The sequence below is a fragment of the Pseudomonas sp. D47 genome, assembly GCF_045447305.1.
Lineage (GTDB): Bacteria > Pseudomonadota > Gammaproteobacteria > Pseudomonadales > Pseudomonadaceae > Aquipseudomonas.
Map to the genome: position 1 here is coordinate 55,600 of NZ_JBJGXU010000029.1, position 17,901 is coordinate 73,500.

The 17,901-nt window shown below is 52.8% G+C and carries 12 protein-coding genes; 2 read left to right on the forward strand and 10 right to left on the reverse strand.

All coding sequences use genetic code 11. From position 1 onward, the window contains the following. Positions 1-8 precede the first annotated feature (8 nt). From ACI77I_RS19190 to ACI77I_RS19230, 9 genes are all read right to left on the reverse strand, one after another. Positions 9-1,874 carry a site-specific DNA-methyltransferase gene (locus ACI77I_RS19190; protein ID WP_406998184.1) on the reverse strand — a complete coding sequence of 622 codons (1,866 nt, stop codon included), beginning with the start codon at positions 1,872-1,874 and terminating at the stop codon, positions 9-11. 84 nt (positions 1,875-1,958) lie between these two features. Then, the gene (locus ACI77I_RS19195; protein ID WP_406998185.1) at positions 1,959-4,652 is read right to left on the reverse strand and encodes an ATP-binding domain-containing protein; all 2,694 of its coding nucleotides are present in this window, start codon (positions 4,650-4,652) and stop codon (positions 1,959-1,961) included. Then, positions 4,649-5,350, reverse strand: coding sequence for a DUF4391 domain-containing protein (locus tag ACI77I_RS19200; protein WP_406998186.1), 702 nt, complete (start codon positions 5,348-5,350; stop codon positions 4,649-4,651). Before ACI77I_RS19200 ends, ACI77I_RS19195 begins: the two co-directional genes overlap by 4 nt. Then, the gene (locus ACI77I_RS19205; protein WP_406998187.1) at positions 5,347-8,646 is read right to left on the reverse strand and encodes a helicase-related protein; all 3,300 of its coding nucleotides are present in this window, start codon (positions 8,644-8,646) and stop codon (positions 5,347-5,349) included. Before ACI77I_RS19205 ends, ACI77I_RS19200 begins: the two co-directional genes overlap by 4 nt. Then, positions 8,633-8,842, reverse strand: coding sequence for a hypothetical protein (locus ACI77I_RS19210; RefSeq protein WP_078822347.1), 210 nt, complete (start codon positions 8,840-8,842; stop codon positions 8,633-8,635). Before ACI77I_RS19210 ends, ACI77I_RS19205 begins: the two co-directional genes overlap by 14 nt. 148 nt (positions 8,843-8,990) lie before the next feature. Then, positions 8,991-9,575 carry a condensin complex protein MksE gene (locus tag ACI77I_RS19215; RefSeq protein WP_078803851.1) on the reverse strand — a complete coding sequence of 195 codons (585 nt, stop codon included), beginning with the start codon at positions 9,573-9,575 and terminating at the stop codon, positions 8,991-8,993. Further along, positions 9,568-10,989: a hypothetical protein gene (locus tag ACI77I_RS19220; RefSeq protein WP_406998188.1), complete on the reverse strand. Its 1,422-nt coding sequence runs from the start codon at positions 10,987-10,989 to the stop codon at positions 9,568-9,570. The genes ACI77I_RS19215 and ACI77I_RS19220 overlap by 8 nt, the downstream gene beginning before the upstream one ends. A gap of 8 nt (positions 10,990-10,997) precedes the next feature. Next, the gene (locus ACI77I_RS19225) at positions 10,998-13,955 is read right to left on the reverse strand and encodes a hypothetical protein (RefSeq protein ID WP_406998189.1); all 2,958 of its coding nucleotides are present in this window, start codon (positions 13,953-13,955) and stop codon (positions 10,998-11,000) included. Further along, on the reverse strand, positions 13,952-14,770 hold the full coding sequence (locus ACI77I_RS19230) for a hypothetical protein (protein ID WP_078822349.1): 819 nt from the start codon (positions 14,768-14,770) through the stop codon (positions 13,952-13,954). Before ACI77I_RS19230 ends, ACI77I_RS19225 begins: the two co-directional genes overlap by 4 nt. Positions 14,771-15,015: 245 nt before the next feature. Here ACI77I_RS19230 and ACI77I_RS19235 point away from each other — a divergent pair, with 245 nt between their 5' ends. Next, positions 15,016-15,891, forward strand: coding sequence for a YafY family protein (locus ACI77I_RS19235; protein ID WP_078803855.1), 876 nt, complete (start codon positions 15,016-15,018; stop codon positions 15,889-15,891). Here the strand turns inward: ACI77I_RS19235 and ACI77I_RS19240 are convergent. Further along, complete coding sequence (locus ACI77I_RS19240) at positions 15,885-16,943, reverse strand: hypothetical protein (RefSeq protein WP_406998190.1); 1,059 nt, start codon at positions 16,941-16,943, stop codon at positions 15,885-15,887. The genes ACI77I_RS19235 and ACI77I_RS19240 overlap by 7 nt on opposite strands. A 538-nt stretch (positions 16,944-17,481) precedes the next feature. Here ACI77I_RS19240 and ACI77I_RS19245 point away from each other — a divergent pair. After that, positions 17,482-17,901 (forward strand): hypothetical protein (locus ACI77I_RS19245; RefSeq protein WP_406998191.1); only part of this gene is annotated, 420 nt, incomplete at its 3' end.

Genomic DNA, 17,901 nt, shown 5'->3' on the forward strand with positions numbered 1-17,901 from the left:
CGCGTGCCTCAAATGCATTTGACTTCGGTAGACGGCGACAGCAGCTTGAAAATCTGCTCGACGTTGATTTTGACCGAACTGTCTTTGTAACCTGCATCGCGGAACACCACCCTAAGCGGCTGCTGCTTGGCCAGTTCCTTCACAAAATCTTCGTCGATGCTACCGCTGGCGTCGAAGCAGGCGGCAAGCACATTGCCATCAACAAAATAGACTTCCTTGCCTTGAATAGATTGATTATTAATGGGCAGGGCCAGGTCGACTCCCCAATCCAGCATCACCTGGAACAGCAGGTCTGCTGGCGTGCGATCCACTTTAATGTTGTCAACGAACAAGTCGAACTTTGCTTTGTCCATCGAATCTGGTGCGTAGTAGACGTCGGCCATGTTAGATGTATCGATCTTAAAGGCGCGGAAACCCACATCTTTGTTCCAGTTTTCGTGAGCTCTCACCGTATCAATAACTGATTGCCCTGCACGTCGGATTCGCTCTTTCGACATATCAGCAATGGTTCCATATCCAGCTTTGGAGGCTTCAGATGTGTCATCGCAGTGTTGAGGGAGCTGAACCATTAGAAATCTTCGATTTTTTCCATCGGCTGCATTCAGCTTTAAAACTGCATGCGCGGTTGTCGCTGAACCTGAAAAAAAGTCCAGAACGATTTCGTCTGACTCTACATTTGCCTGCTTGATCAGTTCTTCTAGCAGAGACACTGGCTTTGGAAAATCCATCACGCGACTTCCAAAAAGCGCCTCAATATCAGACGTACCATTCCTAGTGTAAATGTCTTTGCCAATTATTGAAGAGTACCCAGTCTGTTCAGAACCTAACTCTTGAACAAACGCTTTTTTCCTAGGTCTTCCATCCGACGCGGCGGGCCAGAGAATTTGATTTTCTGCAATCAACTTAGCCATTGTATTTCGGTCATAACGCCACCCCATTGGCGGACGTCCGTAGTTAATACCGGTTGCTGGGTCGATTAAATCGTAATGAAGGTTCGGTCGACGATCTGCGGTAGCAAGGCCAACCATATTTGCACTAGTCCAGTCACCCCTCGAATCGCCGTCTGGATTCGAATACGCAGTCAGATCTCTGTCCGAACCCCGAATTGACTTGCCATAAGCAAGCACATACTCGTGATCGACCGACGCTCCGTTCTTTGAGCGGTTATCTTTGTTTTGCCTGCTCTTCCAAATAAACGTCGCGATAAGCTTGTCTTCACCGAAGATCTCATCACAAATCTTGCGAAGATTTGCAAGTTCACCATCGTCGAGCGAAATAAAGATGGCACCGTTTTCACTAAGAAGATTTCTTGCGAGACGAAGGCGCGAATACATCATGGAACACCAGTCAGAATGGAAGCGCCCGTTCGATGCAGTGTTTGCTACTAGTTTATTCCCCTCATCGTCTTTTTGATTTGAACGTTGCAGATAGCCTTCAGTCTCCTCCGCGAAATCGTCCTCATAAATAAAGTCGTTGCCTGTGTTGTACGGAGGGTCGATGTAGATCATCTTGACCTTGCCGAGGTAGGTTTCCTGCAGCAGCTTTAGAGCGTCGAGGTTATCTCCCTCGATGAACAGATTCTTCGTGTTATCAAAGTCCACACTTTCGTGCTGGCAAGGGCGCAATGTTTTGGCAATAGGCGCATTGGCCGTCAGCATCGCCTCGCGCTTACCCGGCCAGTTCAGGTTATAGCGCTCTTGCGGCCCCTCGACAATCGATTCAGCAAGCTCCTGGCGCAGTTGATCAAAGTCCACAGCCAGCTTCAAAGCGCCATCTTCGCCCTTAGCTTCGGTGACACAGTTCGGGAACAACTCGCGAATACGGGCGACGTTGCCCTGCGTAAGATCGGGTGAGTGCATTTTCAGTTTTTCCATATTCTTTTCCTCTGCCCTCCGTGCTTCCGTGAAAGAAGCTCAGAGGCTCAATTGTTCAAGTTCGTTTTGATAAATTCAGTTGTCTTATTGCCAGTCCTGGCAAAAGTGCACACGCAAACTCTCGATAGTCGATGGCAAGATGCCCTCACAGGTCACGCCCAGATAATTAGCCGCACGGGTAGTGCCCACATACAAGTATTTGTCAAATAGCTCAGGGTGTAGCTCAGCAAGCTGATCGATGCCGATAAAGAAAACAGCCTCAAACTCCAGCCCCTTGATGTGCTGGATATCGAACACACGCACATTGCTTTCTTGCCCGACGGCCTGACCCTCGCGGCAAGCAATGACCTGAATGTTGTGCTCGGACAGGACAGCATTTAGTGCATCCGCCACCGGAGCCACGTCGTTTTCGGTATTCACAAAGATAGCCGTGGACGGCAATTGGCCGATAAAGCGCTCAATCTCACGAATGCGATCTGCGAGCCAGCTAATAACGACTGACGTCTCGCCAGCATGCTCCAACAAGGCAGGGGCCACACCCGAGCTATCCATATTCGTGGGTAAGCTGACGTTTTGCTCGGTACCAGCGACAGCGCGGATCATGGCTCGAGCCAAGTCGTTCAGTTGCTTGCTCTGACGGTAGGAGACGGTGATTTCCTTGATGTCGAAATCGGCAAAGACCCACTTCAAGTCGTCAGAAGAGCGCGCGCCCCAGGTCGTCAGGCGCTGGTTGAAGTCGCCACAGGCAAAGAACGAGCGCAGTTGTGGGTGCGCCAGTGCTGCCATGCAGGCGAGCTGAATGGGCGAAAAATCGGTCGCCTCGTCCACCAATACTTGGTTGCGGTAATGCCCCAGGATGGTCTGGAGCGATGACCAAGCGGGGTTGCCAATATCGCGAAAGACGCTGGGCCGGCTGAGCAGGTCACCTGCGGCGCGCAAGATGGCCAGCAGCACAACATCGAGTTCGAGTGGATGGATGTCACGTGCCTCGAAGCCCTCGCTGCGATACCAGTTCCCGGTATGTTGGCGTTCACGCCGGAACGCACGGTAGTGTTTTGGAATGCCGTCGAGGTAGCGTTTGACCGGGTTCACGAAGCGCCGGGCATTAGTCTGCACCAGAAGGCTCGCTCCCACATCTGCACGGTCGGTCTCTGCCAGGCCACGATCGGCCAGCCACTCAATGATTTTGCCGTTGCGAGAAGTCTTGCTCAGCATACGCTTCGAGGCTGCTGACCGAGCCTGGGCACGCACGGCTTGCATGTAGGCATTGAGAGCAGCCGCGCGGCCCGTGCGCGATGTTGTGGTGTCTTCTTCTTCGTCGGCATCGAAATCGTCTTGCTCGTCGGCCTCAGTTGCCTGCGCCTGCTGCAAACTGTCGATGACACGAGCTAACTCATCCAAAAATTCTCGGTTGCGGTTGAGCTGCAGGTTGAGCGCAGCTTTGATCTTGCCGTCGGAGGCGTCCTTCAGGCTGGTGACAAGCGCCTGCACCTTGGGGAGCTCTGCGGCCAATGATCCGAATGTGGTGGCCAGAGTGCCATCACCGGCACGCGCTAAGATGTCTTGCAAGCGTGCGCCCAAGCTTTTGACGTCAGGGGCCTTGGCATCATGGAGTAGAGCCGCTGCTTCATGCAGCTCCTGGACGTAGACGCTACGTTGCCATGCATCGAAATCGTCAAACCATTGGATAGGCCGGTCGAGCGCAGCTTCGCTAAGGCTAGGCAAGCTCTCTTTCAGAACGAAGGTGCCGCCGCCAGAAGCAGTCCTAAGAACGCCAAAAGCGTTTCTGGCCAACTCGCGCCGATAGTCCTGCCAAGTTCTAATGCGCAGATCTGAGGCAGGAACGCCTTCTCGGGCAAAAGCCTCTTTGAGGTACTGCTTGAGCAGTTCGGTAGGCGTGAACATCAGCCAGCTGTTGGAATGCGCAACGCCTTGCACTGCAGCAACTGTCTCAACCAGGCGTTGCTCGCCTTCTTCCAGAAAAGCGGTGTCGAGCTTTTGACCGAGGCGCCGGATCAGGGTCGTCGTTTTGCCGGTACCGGGTGGACCCAAGATCAGCAGGCGCTTATCGAGAGGAAGACGGAAAATCTCGTCCTGGTATTGATCGAGTACGGGCTGATCCCGCAACCCCATCTTGGTGATAACGCTGCGGCGAACGCCGTCGATGATGTTGGCCTTGACGGTCTCCTCAGCCAGCAATTGACCCAGGATATCTTCTGTGATCTCTTCCCCGGCAACCTCAGTCAGCAGAGCTCGCAGCGACTCGATGGTGAGAGGCCCGAAATGCTCGGCTTCAACCACGGTGTCACGAGAGTCCCACCCATCAGCGAGTGCACTTGGCCGTAGTTGAGCTCGCTCAAGAACCTCAACAACGGTTCCATTGGGAAGCGTGAACTCTGCACCAATCGCCAATGAGGCCAATCGTCCAACAGGAGCCCGGTAGCTGGCCAAGTTAGGAATGCCCGATACCGGCGTAGTGCGGCAGATGTAGTAGGTTTTCTCTTCGCCCTCTTCATCAACCACCACAACGCGAGCAATGGCGGGCTCTGCCACCAATACCCGATAGCTTTCACGGTTCGCCTGGCTGATCTGATCCAGTCTTTGGATAGCCGAACTGGACGTCATCGTATTGATGCTTGCCAGGGTATCGGACCCCAGTGTTCGTCCATCAAGAAGCTTGCTCTTGGAGGCTTCGGCAATGCTTTCGAGTTGCGCTAACGCCTCGCCCGCGACCTGCTCGATGTGTCTCTTCGATTCGTCATTCAGGCTCTGCGTCATACGCTATCCCTACCGGTCAACTGTTCAAGTTCGTTTCTTAGATGTCGCAAGAGCGCGTTGATCTCTACCTTGCGGTTGAATTGCTTTTCTTTGGCAAGCTTGCTTGCGACCTTCTCGACCTCACGCTGCTTCGCCGCAACCTGTTCGACACGAGCGACCAAGTCACCAAGGCCTTCTTGCCGGCGCGCAGGTGTTGGAATCAGGCGGTGAAGCAACTGTTCGTACAAGCCACCCAAGTCGAGCGCCAATGGCATGACGGCGCGCTCCACATCGCTCGATAACCACTCCGTCGCAAAGTAGTCGCTCAACACCCAACGGCTCGCGTCTGATTCGTTCGGGCGCTTGAACGCGGCGACTACTTGCGTTCGGCTGTCAAAGCTCAGCTCGAAGATGATGGGGAACTGCACCGCACCATCTATGCAGCGCAACACATCCAAACTCAGCTCCGACGTCTTGAGCTGGATGGCGAAGATCTGAAGCTCCGGCACATTGGGTCTAGCGGGCAGGTTGATCGTTTCCGGAGCCAGTTTGTATTGCCAAACGACCTGTTCCACTTGCTCAACGAACAAGTCTTTCAGCCGTGTGTTGGCTCCACTGTGTTCGTAGATCTTGTTCTTTGGCAGGTTACGGCCAAAAGCGGCCTGCTTTGGGTAGCTGATGAACGCGGCGTTCGACTCCCATGAAGAGACATGACTCATCCGGCCTCCTGAATTATCAAGAAGGTGATGAGTTCGAAGTCATCCAGTCCGGCAATAGTGTTGACCAGCGCAGTGGTTTTGCCGCCGCTGAACAAGCTGTCCAGATCCTTCTCTTCCTTCACCTCGATCATCGAACGAATGGTCTTGCCAAGCAGATCGGAATACACCTGCATCTGCCGCCCGTCAGCAGTTTCCTTGTTAAACAGACTGCAAGCCTCCGGAATGGGCTGCGCTTGGCCCTTGCAGCAACTGCGCACCAGATCGAGCAGGCGTTTGACCTCGGTGTGATCATGAAGGACCTCACCCTCACGACTGATGTAGACGAGGTAATACGGGTGCAGACGGTTATGTTGGCTAACGCTGACGCTCGAGTTGCGGTTCCGCAGTGTAAAGATCACGCCTGGACGCAGACCAAGCTCAGGTTTGGCTGACACAGCGGCGTGCATGCCGCTCGGTACGTTGCTCAACTCTCCATTGGATTTGACGTAGTTGAGCAAGTCCATGCGGAAGTCATTGAGCCCGAGATCTGTGATCGAAACGCCCGTTTTTAGGTCTTCCAGTTCGATGACTTCGTCTTGTAAGCGGCGCAACTGCTCCTTGCGGTAGGACACGTCGTTGGCTTGGGCGCTGAGCACATTGTCGTCACCCGTGGCAGTGACGTCGGCAATCATCATCCGGCTCTCGACACGCTCCTTGAGGTTGATGTACTCGTCGAGCGAGATGTCGGGCCAGTAATTGACCAGTTGGATGCTGCTGTTGGGCGATCCAATCCGATCCACTCGGCCGAAGCGCTGGATGATGCGCACGGGGTTCCAGTGGATGTCGTAGTTGATGAGGTAATCGCAGTCCTGCAGGTTCTGGCCCTCGGAGATGCAGTCGGTGCCGATCAGCAAGTCAATCTCTGCCTGTTCGTTGGGCAGCACGATGGCCTTTTCTTTGGATCGTGGCGAGAAGAGGGTAAGCAGCTCTTGGAAGTCGTAGCTTTTCTTTTGAGCTGTGTTTTTTAGCGTCGACTGAGGCGCGCTACTACCAGTGACCTTCGCTGTATGCAGGTTCTGATTGGCGAGCAGCTCAGTAGCCAGATTGTCATAGAGGTAATTGGCCGTATCAGCAAAAGCCGTGAAAATCAGTACTTTTTTATTGCCTGGATTAATGGGATTGGCAATCTTGTCGAGCACTAGCGATTTCAGGTGCTGCAACTTGGCGTCTTCGGCTGGCGTGATTTTGCTCATCGAGGCCAGTAAAGCGGCGATGATTTCCAAGTCAACCTGGAGTTCATGCTCCCAAGAAGGCAGATCCATATCTGCCAGCTTTATCCGAATAGTGTTGCCGATTTCCAAGTCATGAAACGAAGGGATGCCGTCTTCTTCAGCGTCAATTGAGTCCATGGCGTCCGTAAGGCTGGCGACTTCTGTAACTCCGCCCCGACTCTCGAACTCCTTAATCAGCCCGAGAACGCGCTGGTGGTTTTCTTTCAAAGCATTAAGTGTGCTGCGGAATGCATAAACAGAGCTTTCAAGGCGCTTCAGCAAATTCGTTGTCATCAGTGCAACCAGGCTTTTTTCCCGGTCTACCTGACGCAGCTTGCCTCGACCGCCTTCAACCTGTGTGTCGTACATCTCTTCATACTTCGCCAATCGGCTAGGCAAGATGTAACTGATAGGGGCATATACGGCGAGCTTGAGCAAAGACAGCTGATCGAAAATCTCGTTGAAGTTCATTACATCCGTTCGTTGCTCAGCATCTACAACCAGTGGGCTACGAAACGACAAAGGCTTGCGTCGCTCAGGGAATTGCCCGATATCCGTGGTGTCGTAAAAGGTCTGAATGTGTTTGCGCGAGCGTGCGATCGTGACGCTGTCGAGCAACTCGAAGAAATCGAAGTCGAGCGAGTCCAAGATGGCACGCGCCGTGCGTTCCTCGGGCGGAAGTTTTGACCAAGCGTTAAAACTAGCCTGCGCACCACGGAAAATTTCCTCGACAGTTTTGCCAGTACGCAGTTTCTTGCTTAGGTTTTCGGAGTCACCTTCGTAGGCTAGGGCGAGCTGGTTACGCAGGTCATTGAAACGGTTGTTCACTGGGGTAGCTGAAAGCATCAGCACCTTGGTTTTCACCCCCTCCTTGATGACTTTGTTCATCAGCTTTTGGTATCGGGTCTCCTTATCCTTGAAGGCATCGTTGTTACGGAAGTTGTGCGATTCATCGATGACGACGAGGTCGTAGTTACCCCAGTTGATGCGGTTGAGCGGAGTGCCAAACGACTCGCCACTGGTGCGAGTGAGATCGGTATGACACAGCACGTCGTAGCTGAATCGGTCACGCGCAAAGATGTTGGTCTTGAGGTTACGGTTGTAGTTGAGCCAGTTGTCCGCCAGCTTTTTGGGGCAGAGCACCAGCACCGACTTGTTGCGCAGTTCGTAATACTTGACGACCGCTAGCGCTGTGAAGGTTTTCCCCAAGCCAACGCTGTCCGCCAGGATGCAGCCGCTATAGGTTTCTAGCTTGTTGATGATCCCAGTGGCCGCATCCTTCTGGTAGTTGAAGAGCTTCTTCCAGATGAGCGTGTCCTGGTAGCCGGTACGGTCGTTGGGTAAAACGTCCTCATCGATATCGTCCAGGAACTCGTTGAAGATGTTGTAAAGCATCAGGAAATAGACGCTCTCGGGCGAGTTCTCCTGGTAGACAGCCGCAATGTGATCGCAGATCTGCATGGTGACGTCTTCCAGTTTTTCCGGGTCGCTCCAGATCTGATTGAACAGGCTTAGGTAAGTTGCTGTGAAGGTTGGCTCATCCATTTTGTTGACGAGGTTGGAAACAGCATTGCCTTGCTGGTAACCGAGATCGACGGCCGTAAAGCCATGTAATGGCATGTAAGAGATGTCCGCTTCAGCAGATTGCACGCAGGCGAACTGCTGCATCGGGGCCTTGCTGCGGTTGGACTTGAAGGTCGCCTTGCGCCGCATCCATTCTGCGCATTCTTTAGCAATCGCTCGCTGCGTGAGCTTGTTGCGCAACTGAATCTCGAACTCGCTACCGTACAGGCTGCGCTCACGATCCAGCTTCGGGATGTGAAATTCCTTTCGCTCTTTACGGATCTTGTCGGCAACCTCATTGGCAACGAACGTCGGCGAGGTGAAGATGAAGTTCAGCTCGTCGATCTTTTCCAGCTCTGCTTTCAAAGCTTCGAATGCGTACATCGAAAAACAAGACGCTGCGATATTCAGGCGGGAACCGGGCTTTAACGTCGCTTTGAGGTCATCACCCAGCAGCCTTGTAATATTGTCAATGAGCTCCATCGTTTCCCTTACCTTTTTTCGTCTCTTCCTCTAACGGTGCTTCTGCCTGCAGACCCTGCTCCTGAGCATATTTCAGGATTAGCACCTCAATCATCGAGGCAATGGAGCGCCGCTCTCTTTCCGCTGCAATTCGCAGCAGCTGCTTGATGTCTCTAGAGGTACGAATGGACAGGGTTTCGTCCTTGGGGCGCTTCATGACTCAGTCCTGCAGTTTTTGTGCTGCAAATGTACTGCGCCTTGATATCAATAGCGACACAAAGAAATCAAAACGGGTGCGCCGCCAACTACCTTATGTGCCACCCTAACGCAGGGCCACGTAACCGTCCTTCTGAGGCAAGCCCTTGCTAAAGGTCGAGGTCACCCTCACCAAGGAGATCATTGAAAAATGCAGCGCCCGACTCGGATAAAACTAAATTCCCCTTACCATTGCGGTATGCAATGGCTCGTGTTTCAAGCTTCTTGACGTGTTCCATCAACACACCGCTTTTCATCCCACAAGCTATCAGCACCTCGACCTTATCCTCCCCCTTACCGATTTCCTCGATATGGATGTTTGACAGACCTGCCGAGTCTTTCAACAGCACGTCCATTGTGAAGCCCAGCTCCAATGTCCCCCTAAACAGAACCAGTAGCAGGCCTTGGATGTTCCGTGCCAGGTCATCCTTGGCATCAGTGCCGTCGGTAGTGCGGATGAAAGCGAAGCCATCACGCATGACCAATTCATACCCAATCAGATCGTAGAGATTGCGGTAGTGATCGAAATTATTCAGTACTTCCTCGAAGTACGGATTTGACTTCAAGCCCCCATCAATAGAGACGGTGCGGTTGATCATCTTTCCGTACATGAGCTGCCCATAGAGCTCTATCGACAGCTTTCGATTCATCACCTTGGCCTGCGCGAACGGCAGCGAAGGTTCTTGGTCAAGCATGTTCAGTCTCCACCTGCAGTTTGTAGTACCTCAGGCTCTCGCAGTCAGTTGCAAGATTTCCGATTTGGTAGTGCGGGATGAGGCAAATTCCTTCTCGCTTGCGCAACCAGCCCACCGACATTAGGAGATCGGTCAACTCATACCCTTTAAGGCGGTCTTTCAAGTGTTCATGCATTGCGACGTGGGCGTCATCGGTAAGCCGCGGCTCCCATTCCTCGACCAGATTGCCGATGGCCAACAAGCGAGCATCACGCCGACGCTTGAGCTCACCCGACTCGTTGGTCTGCCCACTGAGCCGGTGGATACTCCCGCTGCTGATCTTGATGTTGGGCAGTGTCGTGCGCAGATGTTCTGCCAGCGCCAAGCGCTGGTTAGCGTCTTGCCACTCAACTTTTGCTTCGAACACTCGCATTTTCAGCCCGGAGTAGGTATTCAGACGGGCGAATACAGGGTGTGTGCTGGGCAGGATATTGTCCTTCAAGCTCCCATCATGCAGCTCACGCACGCCCTCATAGAGACGATTCCAGGCCTGCTCGACCTTGTCATAGGCTCGACGGTGCGCCTCACTCTGCTGGACATAGCGCATTAACGAGCCACTGATGATCGAAATGTCGTGCCGGTATGAGCGAATCGACTCGACGGAGTAATAGACCGAGCTGGCCAGCGTATCGTGCCCATAGTGAGCCAGTTGGTCGCCGATGCAGGTCAGTGCCGTAAGGGCAGGCTTAGTCCCCTTCAGGTCAGTGTGTTCGCCCAGAAACTGCAAGGCTGGCAGGATGTTGCGCAGGTAGATGCTATTGATCTCGCCTAGGGCCTCCTGAGCCTTAGCCACCTCATCGATGACGTCATAACGCATCTGATCGACGATCTCACCGAGTCGCTGGAGCCGGCCCTGTAGCGCATCCACGCACTCCTTCATCTTGGCGGTTGCAGCGCGTATCTCCTTACGAAGCACACTTACCTGCTCCTGAAACCCAATGTCTTCGCGGATCAGAGATGGCAGAGTGATAAAAATCTCGTAGAGCCGGTTGAACGAGGCCCGTATCAACTCATAATCAGCACTGTTCAAATGACGCAGTCGCGCCCCATCGAAGTGCCGGAACATCTCGATGACGAAGGGGGCGAAAACCATCACTCCACGAGCGCTGTCTACCTGAATGACTAGGCCAACACGCTCAAGGTTTTCAATGCAAAGAGCGCTTTCCAATTTGCGCCGCTCGGCCGGTAACTCGCGCACAACCCGCGTGCTCGGCAGCGGTGCTACAGAATCCAACAGGGCGCGTAACTTCTGCTGGTACATGACAATGCGTACTTCCTCACACTCACCGACTTTATCCATGTGATCAATCAGATCAAGGAAAACACCCTTGTTCTGGATCATGTTGATTAGTGCTACGTCCGTTTTAACGACCATCAGCTACTCTACGCCTCTATTTCGGCAGCAAGAACCGGCTCGACTGCCTCACGGCACTCCAGGGCGATCAAGGACTCACTGACTCCGGTATAGAGAATCGTCCGATTCGGGCTGTAGGACTGGTCAGTTGCGTTGAAGTAGTCGAGATTCATGTAATTGCCTAGCACTTTGCTGATTCCGGAGGTCAGACCAGGCGTGGCCCCGAACACACAGAAGCCATCCGCGTCGGCAATGTCGCGGGCCGAACGCAGATTCTTGTCGTCGAGGTTGGACAGTTCATCGATAAACAAAGGCAAGCTTACCTTGGTGTCGGCTTGCAGCAACTCTTTGAGCAGGAAGGCCAGCAGACGGCAGTTGATCATCACTGAGGTGCCCGTTGATTGAGCTTCGACAGTGAACTCATCGCTGCCTTGCAGCTTGACACGGTAATCGACGCTGACGATCAGGCGAGCCATGTTCAGGGTTGCATCCCGACGCTGATCAGACTCGACGAACTGAGTGCAGAATTTACCAAGGCGGTCGTAGAGGACTTGTGGTGGTAGCTCGCCTCCGGTCAGATTCACAGTGTCGACAGTCTTCAGCAACTCGTCGAATTGAGGATGTAGCGTGCAGTCAATTGCCACAGCCGTTAGGTTAGAGACCTTGATTGACGAAAGGTGATTCTCGATCTCTTTGATAAAAGTACTAATAAGGGTGCGCGCATGCCTGATCGACTGAACTTGGATCATGGTGTCATCGTTATGCTGAACCACTTGGTTGAAATGGTTGTTCTCTTCCATATCGAGACGACCATAGAGAACCCTGTATTTCTCATGCAAATTGGTCAACGTTTCCAGGCTTACTGCGCTACGGTGGGCATGCTCGGCATCGTCGTCTAGAGCAACCGCAACTAACAGATCGGACACCAGCGACTTGATCTGGTTGAAACTACGGCTGATACCTTGACTGCGGGTTTCGATGGCATCCATTAATTCCTGAGTAACCACGACCTCCTGGCGCTCCGCACGTTGGTAGCCGGTTTTCAGGTACTCCAGACGCGAATGCAGGATGTCGTTGACCGTCCTACTCCAGCGGAGCACGGATTGTTCACGCTCCTTAGCGGCTTCCAATGCTGTTCTAGCCTGCTCAACCAGACGGTTGGCTTCTTCGAGTTGCAGGTTGAGCTCATGGCAGCGGGCCTCAAGAAGCCCGAATCGCTCAGTAGCCTCGCCATGTTCTCGCTCTAATCGCACGAACTCCTGCTCAACGAATTCATGACGTTTCAGCAGGGCAATGTTGCGTTCATCCTTCTCGATCTGAGCCTGTTTGGCAGCAATGGTGCTTTCGATCTGCTCGACTGACATCTTCGTCTTATTGGCAAGATCACTAGCGCGGCGTTTTTGCTGAATAAGGCGTTTCTGGACAGATGCCAATTCGTCCTTGCGACTCTGTAGCAGCTTTCCGGCATCGTAGTGTTTAACCGGGACTGGAGTCGGACTGCTCAGGAACGTGAGAGAGCCTCCCTCCTCGTTAAACAGCGCGGCGAAACGTCGAATCGTCTCAATGTTATCTTCGAACAATGGAGGGCACTCGCCGGTGAAGACCTCCTGGTTAAGCGAGTAGAGAGTGTCCGCTGCGCGGTTGGGGATCTGGTCCAGATCTAGGAGTGACGGTTTCGCCCCTTCAATGAGCACTTCAAGATCCTTGACTTTCTGGCTGCCGTTGTTGACTTCACGTGTTAGCTGCTCGAACTCAAGACGAAACTCACCGTCGTCCTTGAGAGCCTTGATGTCGGCTCGATCCTCCTCAACCTGTTCAGCCAGTGCGGCAGCTATCTCTTCCGGGGTCATAGACGCGTAGCCATGCATCGCCGTTGAGAGGTCAATTGAATCCTTTTTGATCCGCTCGTAGTTCTTCGTGATCTCACCAATAGCGCCTTTCAGCTCCTTAAGCTGGGTGTTTTTACTAGCCGCCTGTCCACGCTGGTGGTCAGCAGTTTCTTTGACCGCACTGTAGTTCGCAAAGCACTGCATGCGAGCGTCGAGGTAGACCGAGCCCTGCTCGTTGATGCCCTGCTCAACGTCACATAACAGGTTCATGAGATCCGAGCTTTGAGCGTGAAGGTCGGTGAAATTCTGGGTGAAACGGTCCCAGTACGTCTGTCCGTTGCGAATCACCTGGAGTCGGTTCTTTACCGTGCTGAGGGTTTCGTACCTCGACAAGATTTCGATGAAATTGACGTTCAGTTCGGCTTCAGTACGATCCTTTCTGCCCTCAATGATCGTAGCGATGGTGTCCGGAAGAGTACGTTTATCTTTGGCTGCAATGTCGAAAGCCAGGTGAATCAGGCGTTTCCAGGCATCAATCTCACGAGTTTGGTTACCACCGCTCTTGAGCGGCAGCAGACAAAAGCGACCAGCATCGGGGCGTGTAGGCTGGTGCTTGTAGATTCGTTCCTTAATATTCACTACATCCTTGATCACTACAGCACGCAGCCTTTTCAGGGTCGGCTCAATTTGTGAAGTCGACAACCCTTCAATCGGTGCTCCCATGCCTCCATTGAGGCTTGATTCATGATTCCAGAACAGGTGCTCGATTTCCGAATATGGCACCGGCACAGCAGTACGCTCATAGCTGTATTGCTTGGTGCCCATGTTAAGGATGATGCAGAACGCCCCATGCGGATTCTCCGCTTCAAGAACCATGAAGGAGTTTCTCTCGGGAAAATAGAAGCCAAAAGTCGCATCTCGGCCGTAGTGGCCTTTTGTGCTCTTGAAACCGAATTTCCGCTCACAATCGTGGAGATTTTCTTCGGGCAGGAGAAAGAACTTCAATGCGTTGAGCATCGAGGTCTTGCCCTTATTGTTATCGCCGAGCAAGGCCGTGTGTTGGTCGATACGAACCTTCGTATAGCAATAAGCCCCACTATTGATCAGCACGATCTGCTTCATCTTGAAGTCTTCGTGGAACATAGATTCGATGCTCATGGACGCTCCTCAAGTACTACAGGTACCAAGTAGGTTTCTTGCTCAAGCACCCTGCTGCTGTCACGCATAAACTGGATCACTTGATCTGTTTCAGGTGACAACCCCTGATACTTAATGACCTCCTGCCGCTGCTGATCCGTCAACGCGTACTTGGATTGAGCTAAACGCTCTTTCACGTCAGGCGGGGCAAGGAATACGGGGGGCTTTTCACGCAGCAGGGCTGTCAAAGAAGCGAACATCCGTAGGCCTCCCATGTCTACATCGAACAAGCAATACAGCTCATCGAAATGATTCAGTACGCTTGCATTCAGCCTGTTAGTCACCTGGTTTCCCGAACCAGAGATCAGCTCAATATCACTGGCTGTAACAGCCAAAATCCCAGCAATGAAAGGCAGCGTTTCATCGACTCGAAGGAAATTCTCCAGGTTCTCAACAATAACCCCCACCCTGCCCAGCACCCTCGGTAGCACCCATGCGCCAGCCTCAGTTACCGCCACAGTCGGATGCCGATGCTGAGCAGAGCGAAATATCAGTAACGATTCGGAGACACTAACTCGATGGCTATTGCCGTCTATGGCTGCTCCGACTCGACCTCCAACACCAGACGGCCTGAACCTCATCAAGAGCTCATCGAAGGCAGCCGAAAGAAGCACTTCGACGTGATAGCTACTTTTTTTAAGCTTCTTGGCCAAAAAAATGCGACTGATGTCTTCTCGCGCTACGCCTGCAGCCACAAGCTTTGCGATCAGCGCATCAAAGTTGATGGGCTGCCGTGATTGAACTTTGGCCAGATAGCTATAAATCACTGACGACAAAATCGACTTCCTTGTGAAGGTTGTTGGCCCTCAGGTATTTCGATAAATGAATCACTCAATTAGGACCCTCGCGGGGCTCCCTAGGAGAAAGCGATTCAACCGAATGAAAAACCTATGGATTAAGTGGGTTAAGAGAGAACCGTTCAGATCTCTCATTGAGCACAGCGCTCACGATATGTAAGCTTAAGCGACTCATCTAGAGTGTTTACCTGTACAGGTAAAGTTTTCGAGCAGGTGGAGAGCCAATGAAACGAAAACAGTCGATTGAATCCGTCCGCTGGGATTTGGCCTTACGCTACCGCCTGATCGAAACAGTAGCATGGTGGGAAGGTCGCTTGACCACGAGTCATCTGATGCAGAGCTTCGGCATCAGCCGCCAGCAGGCGTCGAAAGACATCAATACCTATATCAACGACTACGCGCCTAAGAACCTCGAATATGACAAGCATTTGAAGGGGTATGTACCTAGCAAGCAGTTCAGCCCGCTGTTTATAGTCGACAGCGCCAGCGCTTATCTACACCTGGTCAGCCAAAGCCACGACCGCGCCCCGCATGTGGAAGGGTTAGCTCTAGCCTACGCCCACACCGAAGTGCTGCAAGTGCCGGATCGCTCGGTGCGCCCTGAAGTGCTGCGCCCGCTATTGAAAGCATGCAGGGCCGGACTGCGTCTGGAATGTGAGTATGTGTCATTCAATACGCCGGTGGTGGAAACCCGGCTGATCGCACCACACACACTTATCTACACTGGCATGCGCTGGCACCTGCGCGCCTATTGCGAGAAAAACCGCGATTACCGGGATTTTGTGCTGAGCCGCTTTCGCGGCGTACCCGAGCTGATGGATGATGAAACCGGATACACGCGCGAGCTAGACCCTGGCTGGAGCACTAAGGTACAGGTCATTATCGAACCTGACTCACGCCTCAAACCCGAGCAAAAATCCATCATCGAAACAGACTACGCCATGCAGGATGGTCGCCTGGTGATCGAGACCCGAGGCGCGCTGGTGCAGTACGTGCTGCAGCGCTATCAGATCGATACGACCAAGGTGCATACCAAGGCCACAGCGCAACAGATTGTAGTAGTGAATTTGGATGAGCTGCAGGAGTGGCTTTATCACTGAGCCCTAGGCTTAACCAATATGAGATCGCTTTCATCTACACCATCACGAAGGTATAGCTCTGGCGTGGACTCTTCTGAAATGCCTTCCAGCATCAACGCAGTCTTGGCTTGCTTGAAAGCAGCCGGAATTGAACAACCGAATCCAATAGCCGAATAAAATTGCGCTGAAAATACGCGGGCCGCTTCGTCACCAATTGACTGATTCATGCCAATTGCGGCATCCACATATTGCGTACATGCGGCCGCCTGGTTAAATGAGTGGCACGTATTAAAGAAGACCAACCGAACTGAGTCGTAAAGTTCGAAGGTGGCGACAATACTCGCCATCGGGACAAAGGCTGCGTCACCATTTCGGTCCAACAGAACGAGCTCATCCTGATCGCTGCCGTGTCCACTAAAATGCACAATCGTGGGGTTGAGCTCGTTCATGTACTGCAAGATATCTCCTGAACGTAGCGCCCACCTCGACTCAAGCTTAACCGCATCACGATGATCCGAGAGTCGAATTTTTTGATGAATCTCTCGGACTTCCTCGTCCAGCAATAGCCTGCGATCAGAGGCTGTCGCTGGATCAGTCGCAAAGAACGCAACCTTAATTTCTTCGGGCAGCGCAGCCAATTTATCAATGCGGGCAGCAGCCTCCCGGTGCAGAGAATCATGCATTCTCAGGCTGGACTCTACCTCGCGGAATTGCCGTTTCTGTGCCTCCTGCATTTTTTGCTGCTCCGTATTTCTTTTCTTCAGCACCTTCGCTTCTTCGCTTTCCACACGCGACTCAGCTGTCGCCAGCTTTTTCTGCTCTGCGGCAATCTTCTTCTCTAGCTTGGCAACTTCAACCAAATGCCTCGCCTGCAAATCAGCATAACGGTTGGCTTCTTTAAGCTTGGAGGTAGCTGTAGACAACTGCTTGGTTTTGCTCGCGGCAGATCCAGCAGCAAGAGATTTTCTCCCCGCATCAGCCGCCTTTTGCGACTCTCTGGCCCTCAGACTCGATAGCTTTGCTAGGGCTTCACGAACGCTGGCAACTTGACGACGATACATATCAACACTCATAAGTGCCCCCTACAGTTTTCAAAAGCGGCACAGCAGTCATGGCGAAGAAGCATGCCGCCTTGTGAGCCAGAGCCTAGGCATAAACACAGCAAAGATAGGTGCATGGTTACGTCGTTTTAGAAAAGACGCGACGTAATGGCATGGCGGAATATCAGTCCGGCTGACCACCATAGGCAACATGAGCCAAACCCAGCATCAGAGTCAAAGCAGCTATCCGCAGAAGATACTCAGTCAGCGAACTCAGCATGATAACGGCGGATCTCCTCGGGTATCGATTACCCAACCATAGGCATCATTGACCTCGGAAGCGATATGTAAACTTTTGGTATGTAAACATTTAGAACGTACGCCGACCTGCGCCGACGCATGCGCCTTGCTGGATCTAAACACCGACGAGAACTGTACATAAAAACAGCCGCTGACGACTCCTCATGAGCAACGCGCTGATTCTTGGCGCACTCCACGCCAGCAACGTCGCTGGAAGCGCTTTCGAGTGCACGTCACACGCACAGAGTGACTATGAAGAAGGGGATGCACCGTGCACCGAACCTCGTTAGATTTGGTGGTCATACCGCGCCAGTTTCAGCATGAACTAGACGTAATCAAGTTTCTTTTCGGTCGGTTCATCATCACGCAGCCAGCGCACCTTGATGCCCAGGTACTGCGCCCCTTCAATGCCCTTCTTGAACCTTCGACGATCATCATTTTTTGCCGCGAGCTCAACGTATTGGATCACCAACTTGTATTGTTTTTTGCCTGCAGGGTGTTGATAAAGGAAATGATGCAAGCATTCATCAAGAGCACGGCCCTTACTGGGTGTTGGCTGATTCCGTTCGTATCACGACTGGTAATGCAGTCGGCAGCGCTCTACTTTCTCCGTCATCGCACAGCGCTCACCCCAGACTTAGACTCCTATCCAAAGCCTAAACCATCGGCGAGTCAGTATCCCATGGCCATG

Bases quoted from the DNA above. Each gene is read 5' to 3' on its own strand.
- ACI77I_RS19215 (WP_078803851.1), bottom strand. From the start codon at position 9,575: ATGCTTGACCAAGAACCTTCGCTGCCGTTCGCGCAGGCCAAGGTGATG.
- ACI77I_RS19210 (WP_078822347.1), bottom strand. From the start codon at position 8,842: ATGAAGCGCCCCAAGGACGAAACCCTGTCCATTCGTACCTCTAGAGAC.
- ACI77I_RS19195 (WP_406998185.1), bottom strand. From the start codon at position 4,652: ATGACGCAGAGCCTGAATGACGAATCGAAGAGACACATCGAGCAGGTC.
- ACI77I_RS19235 (WP_078803855.1), top strand. From the start codon at position 15,016: ATGAAACGAAAACAGTCGATTGAATCCGTCCGCTGGGATTTGGCCTTA.
- ACI77I_RS19205 (WP_406998187.1), bottom strand. From the start codon at position 8,646: ATGGAGCTCATTGACAATATTACAAGGCTGCTGGGTGATGACCTCAAA.
- ACI77I_RS19220 (WP_406998188.1), bottom strand. From the start codon at position 10,989: ATGGTCGTTAAAACGGACGTAGCACTAATCAACATGATCCAGAACAAG.
- ACI77I_RS19200 (WP_406998186.1), bottom strand. From the start codon at position 5,350: ATGAGTCATGTCTCTTCATGGGAGTCGAACGCCGCGTTCATCAGCTAC.
- ACI77I_RS19190 (WP_406998184.1), bottom strand. From the start codon at position 1,874: ATGGAAAAACTGAAAATGCACTCACCCGATCTTACGCAGGGCAACGTC.
- ACI77I_RS19240 (WP_406998190.1), bottom strand. From the start codon at position 16,943: ATGAGTGTTGATATGTATCGTCGTCAAGTTGCCAGCGTTCGTGAAGCC.
- ACI77I_RS19225 (WP_406998189.1), bottom strand. From the start codon at position 13,955: ATGAGCATCGAATCTATGTTCCACGAAGACTTCAAGATGAAGCAGATC.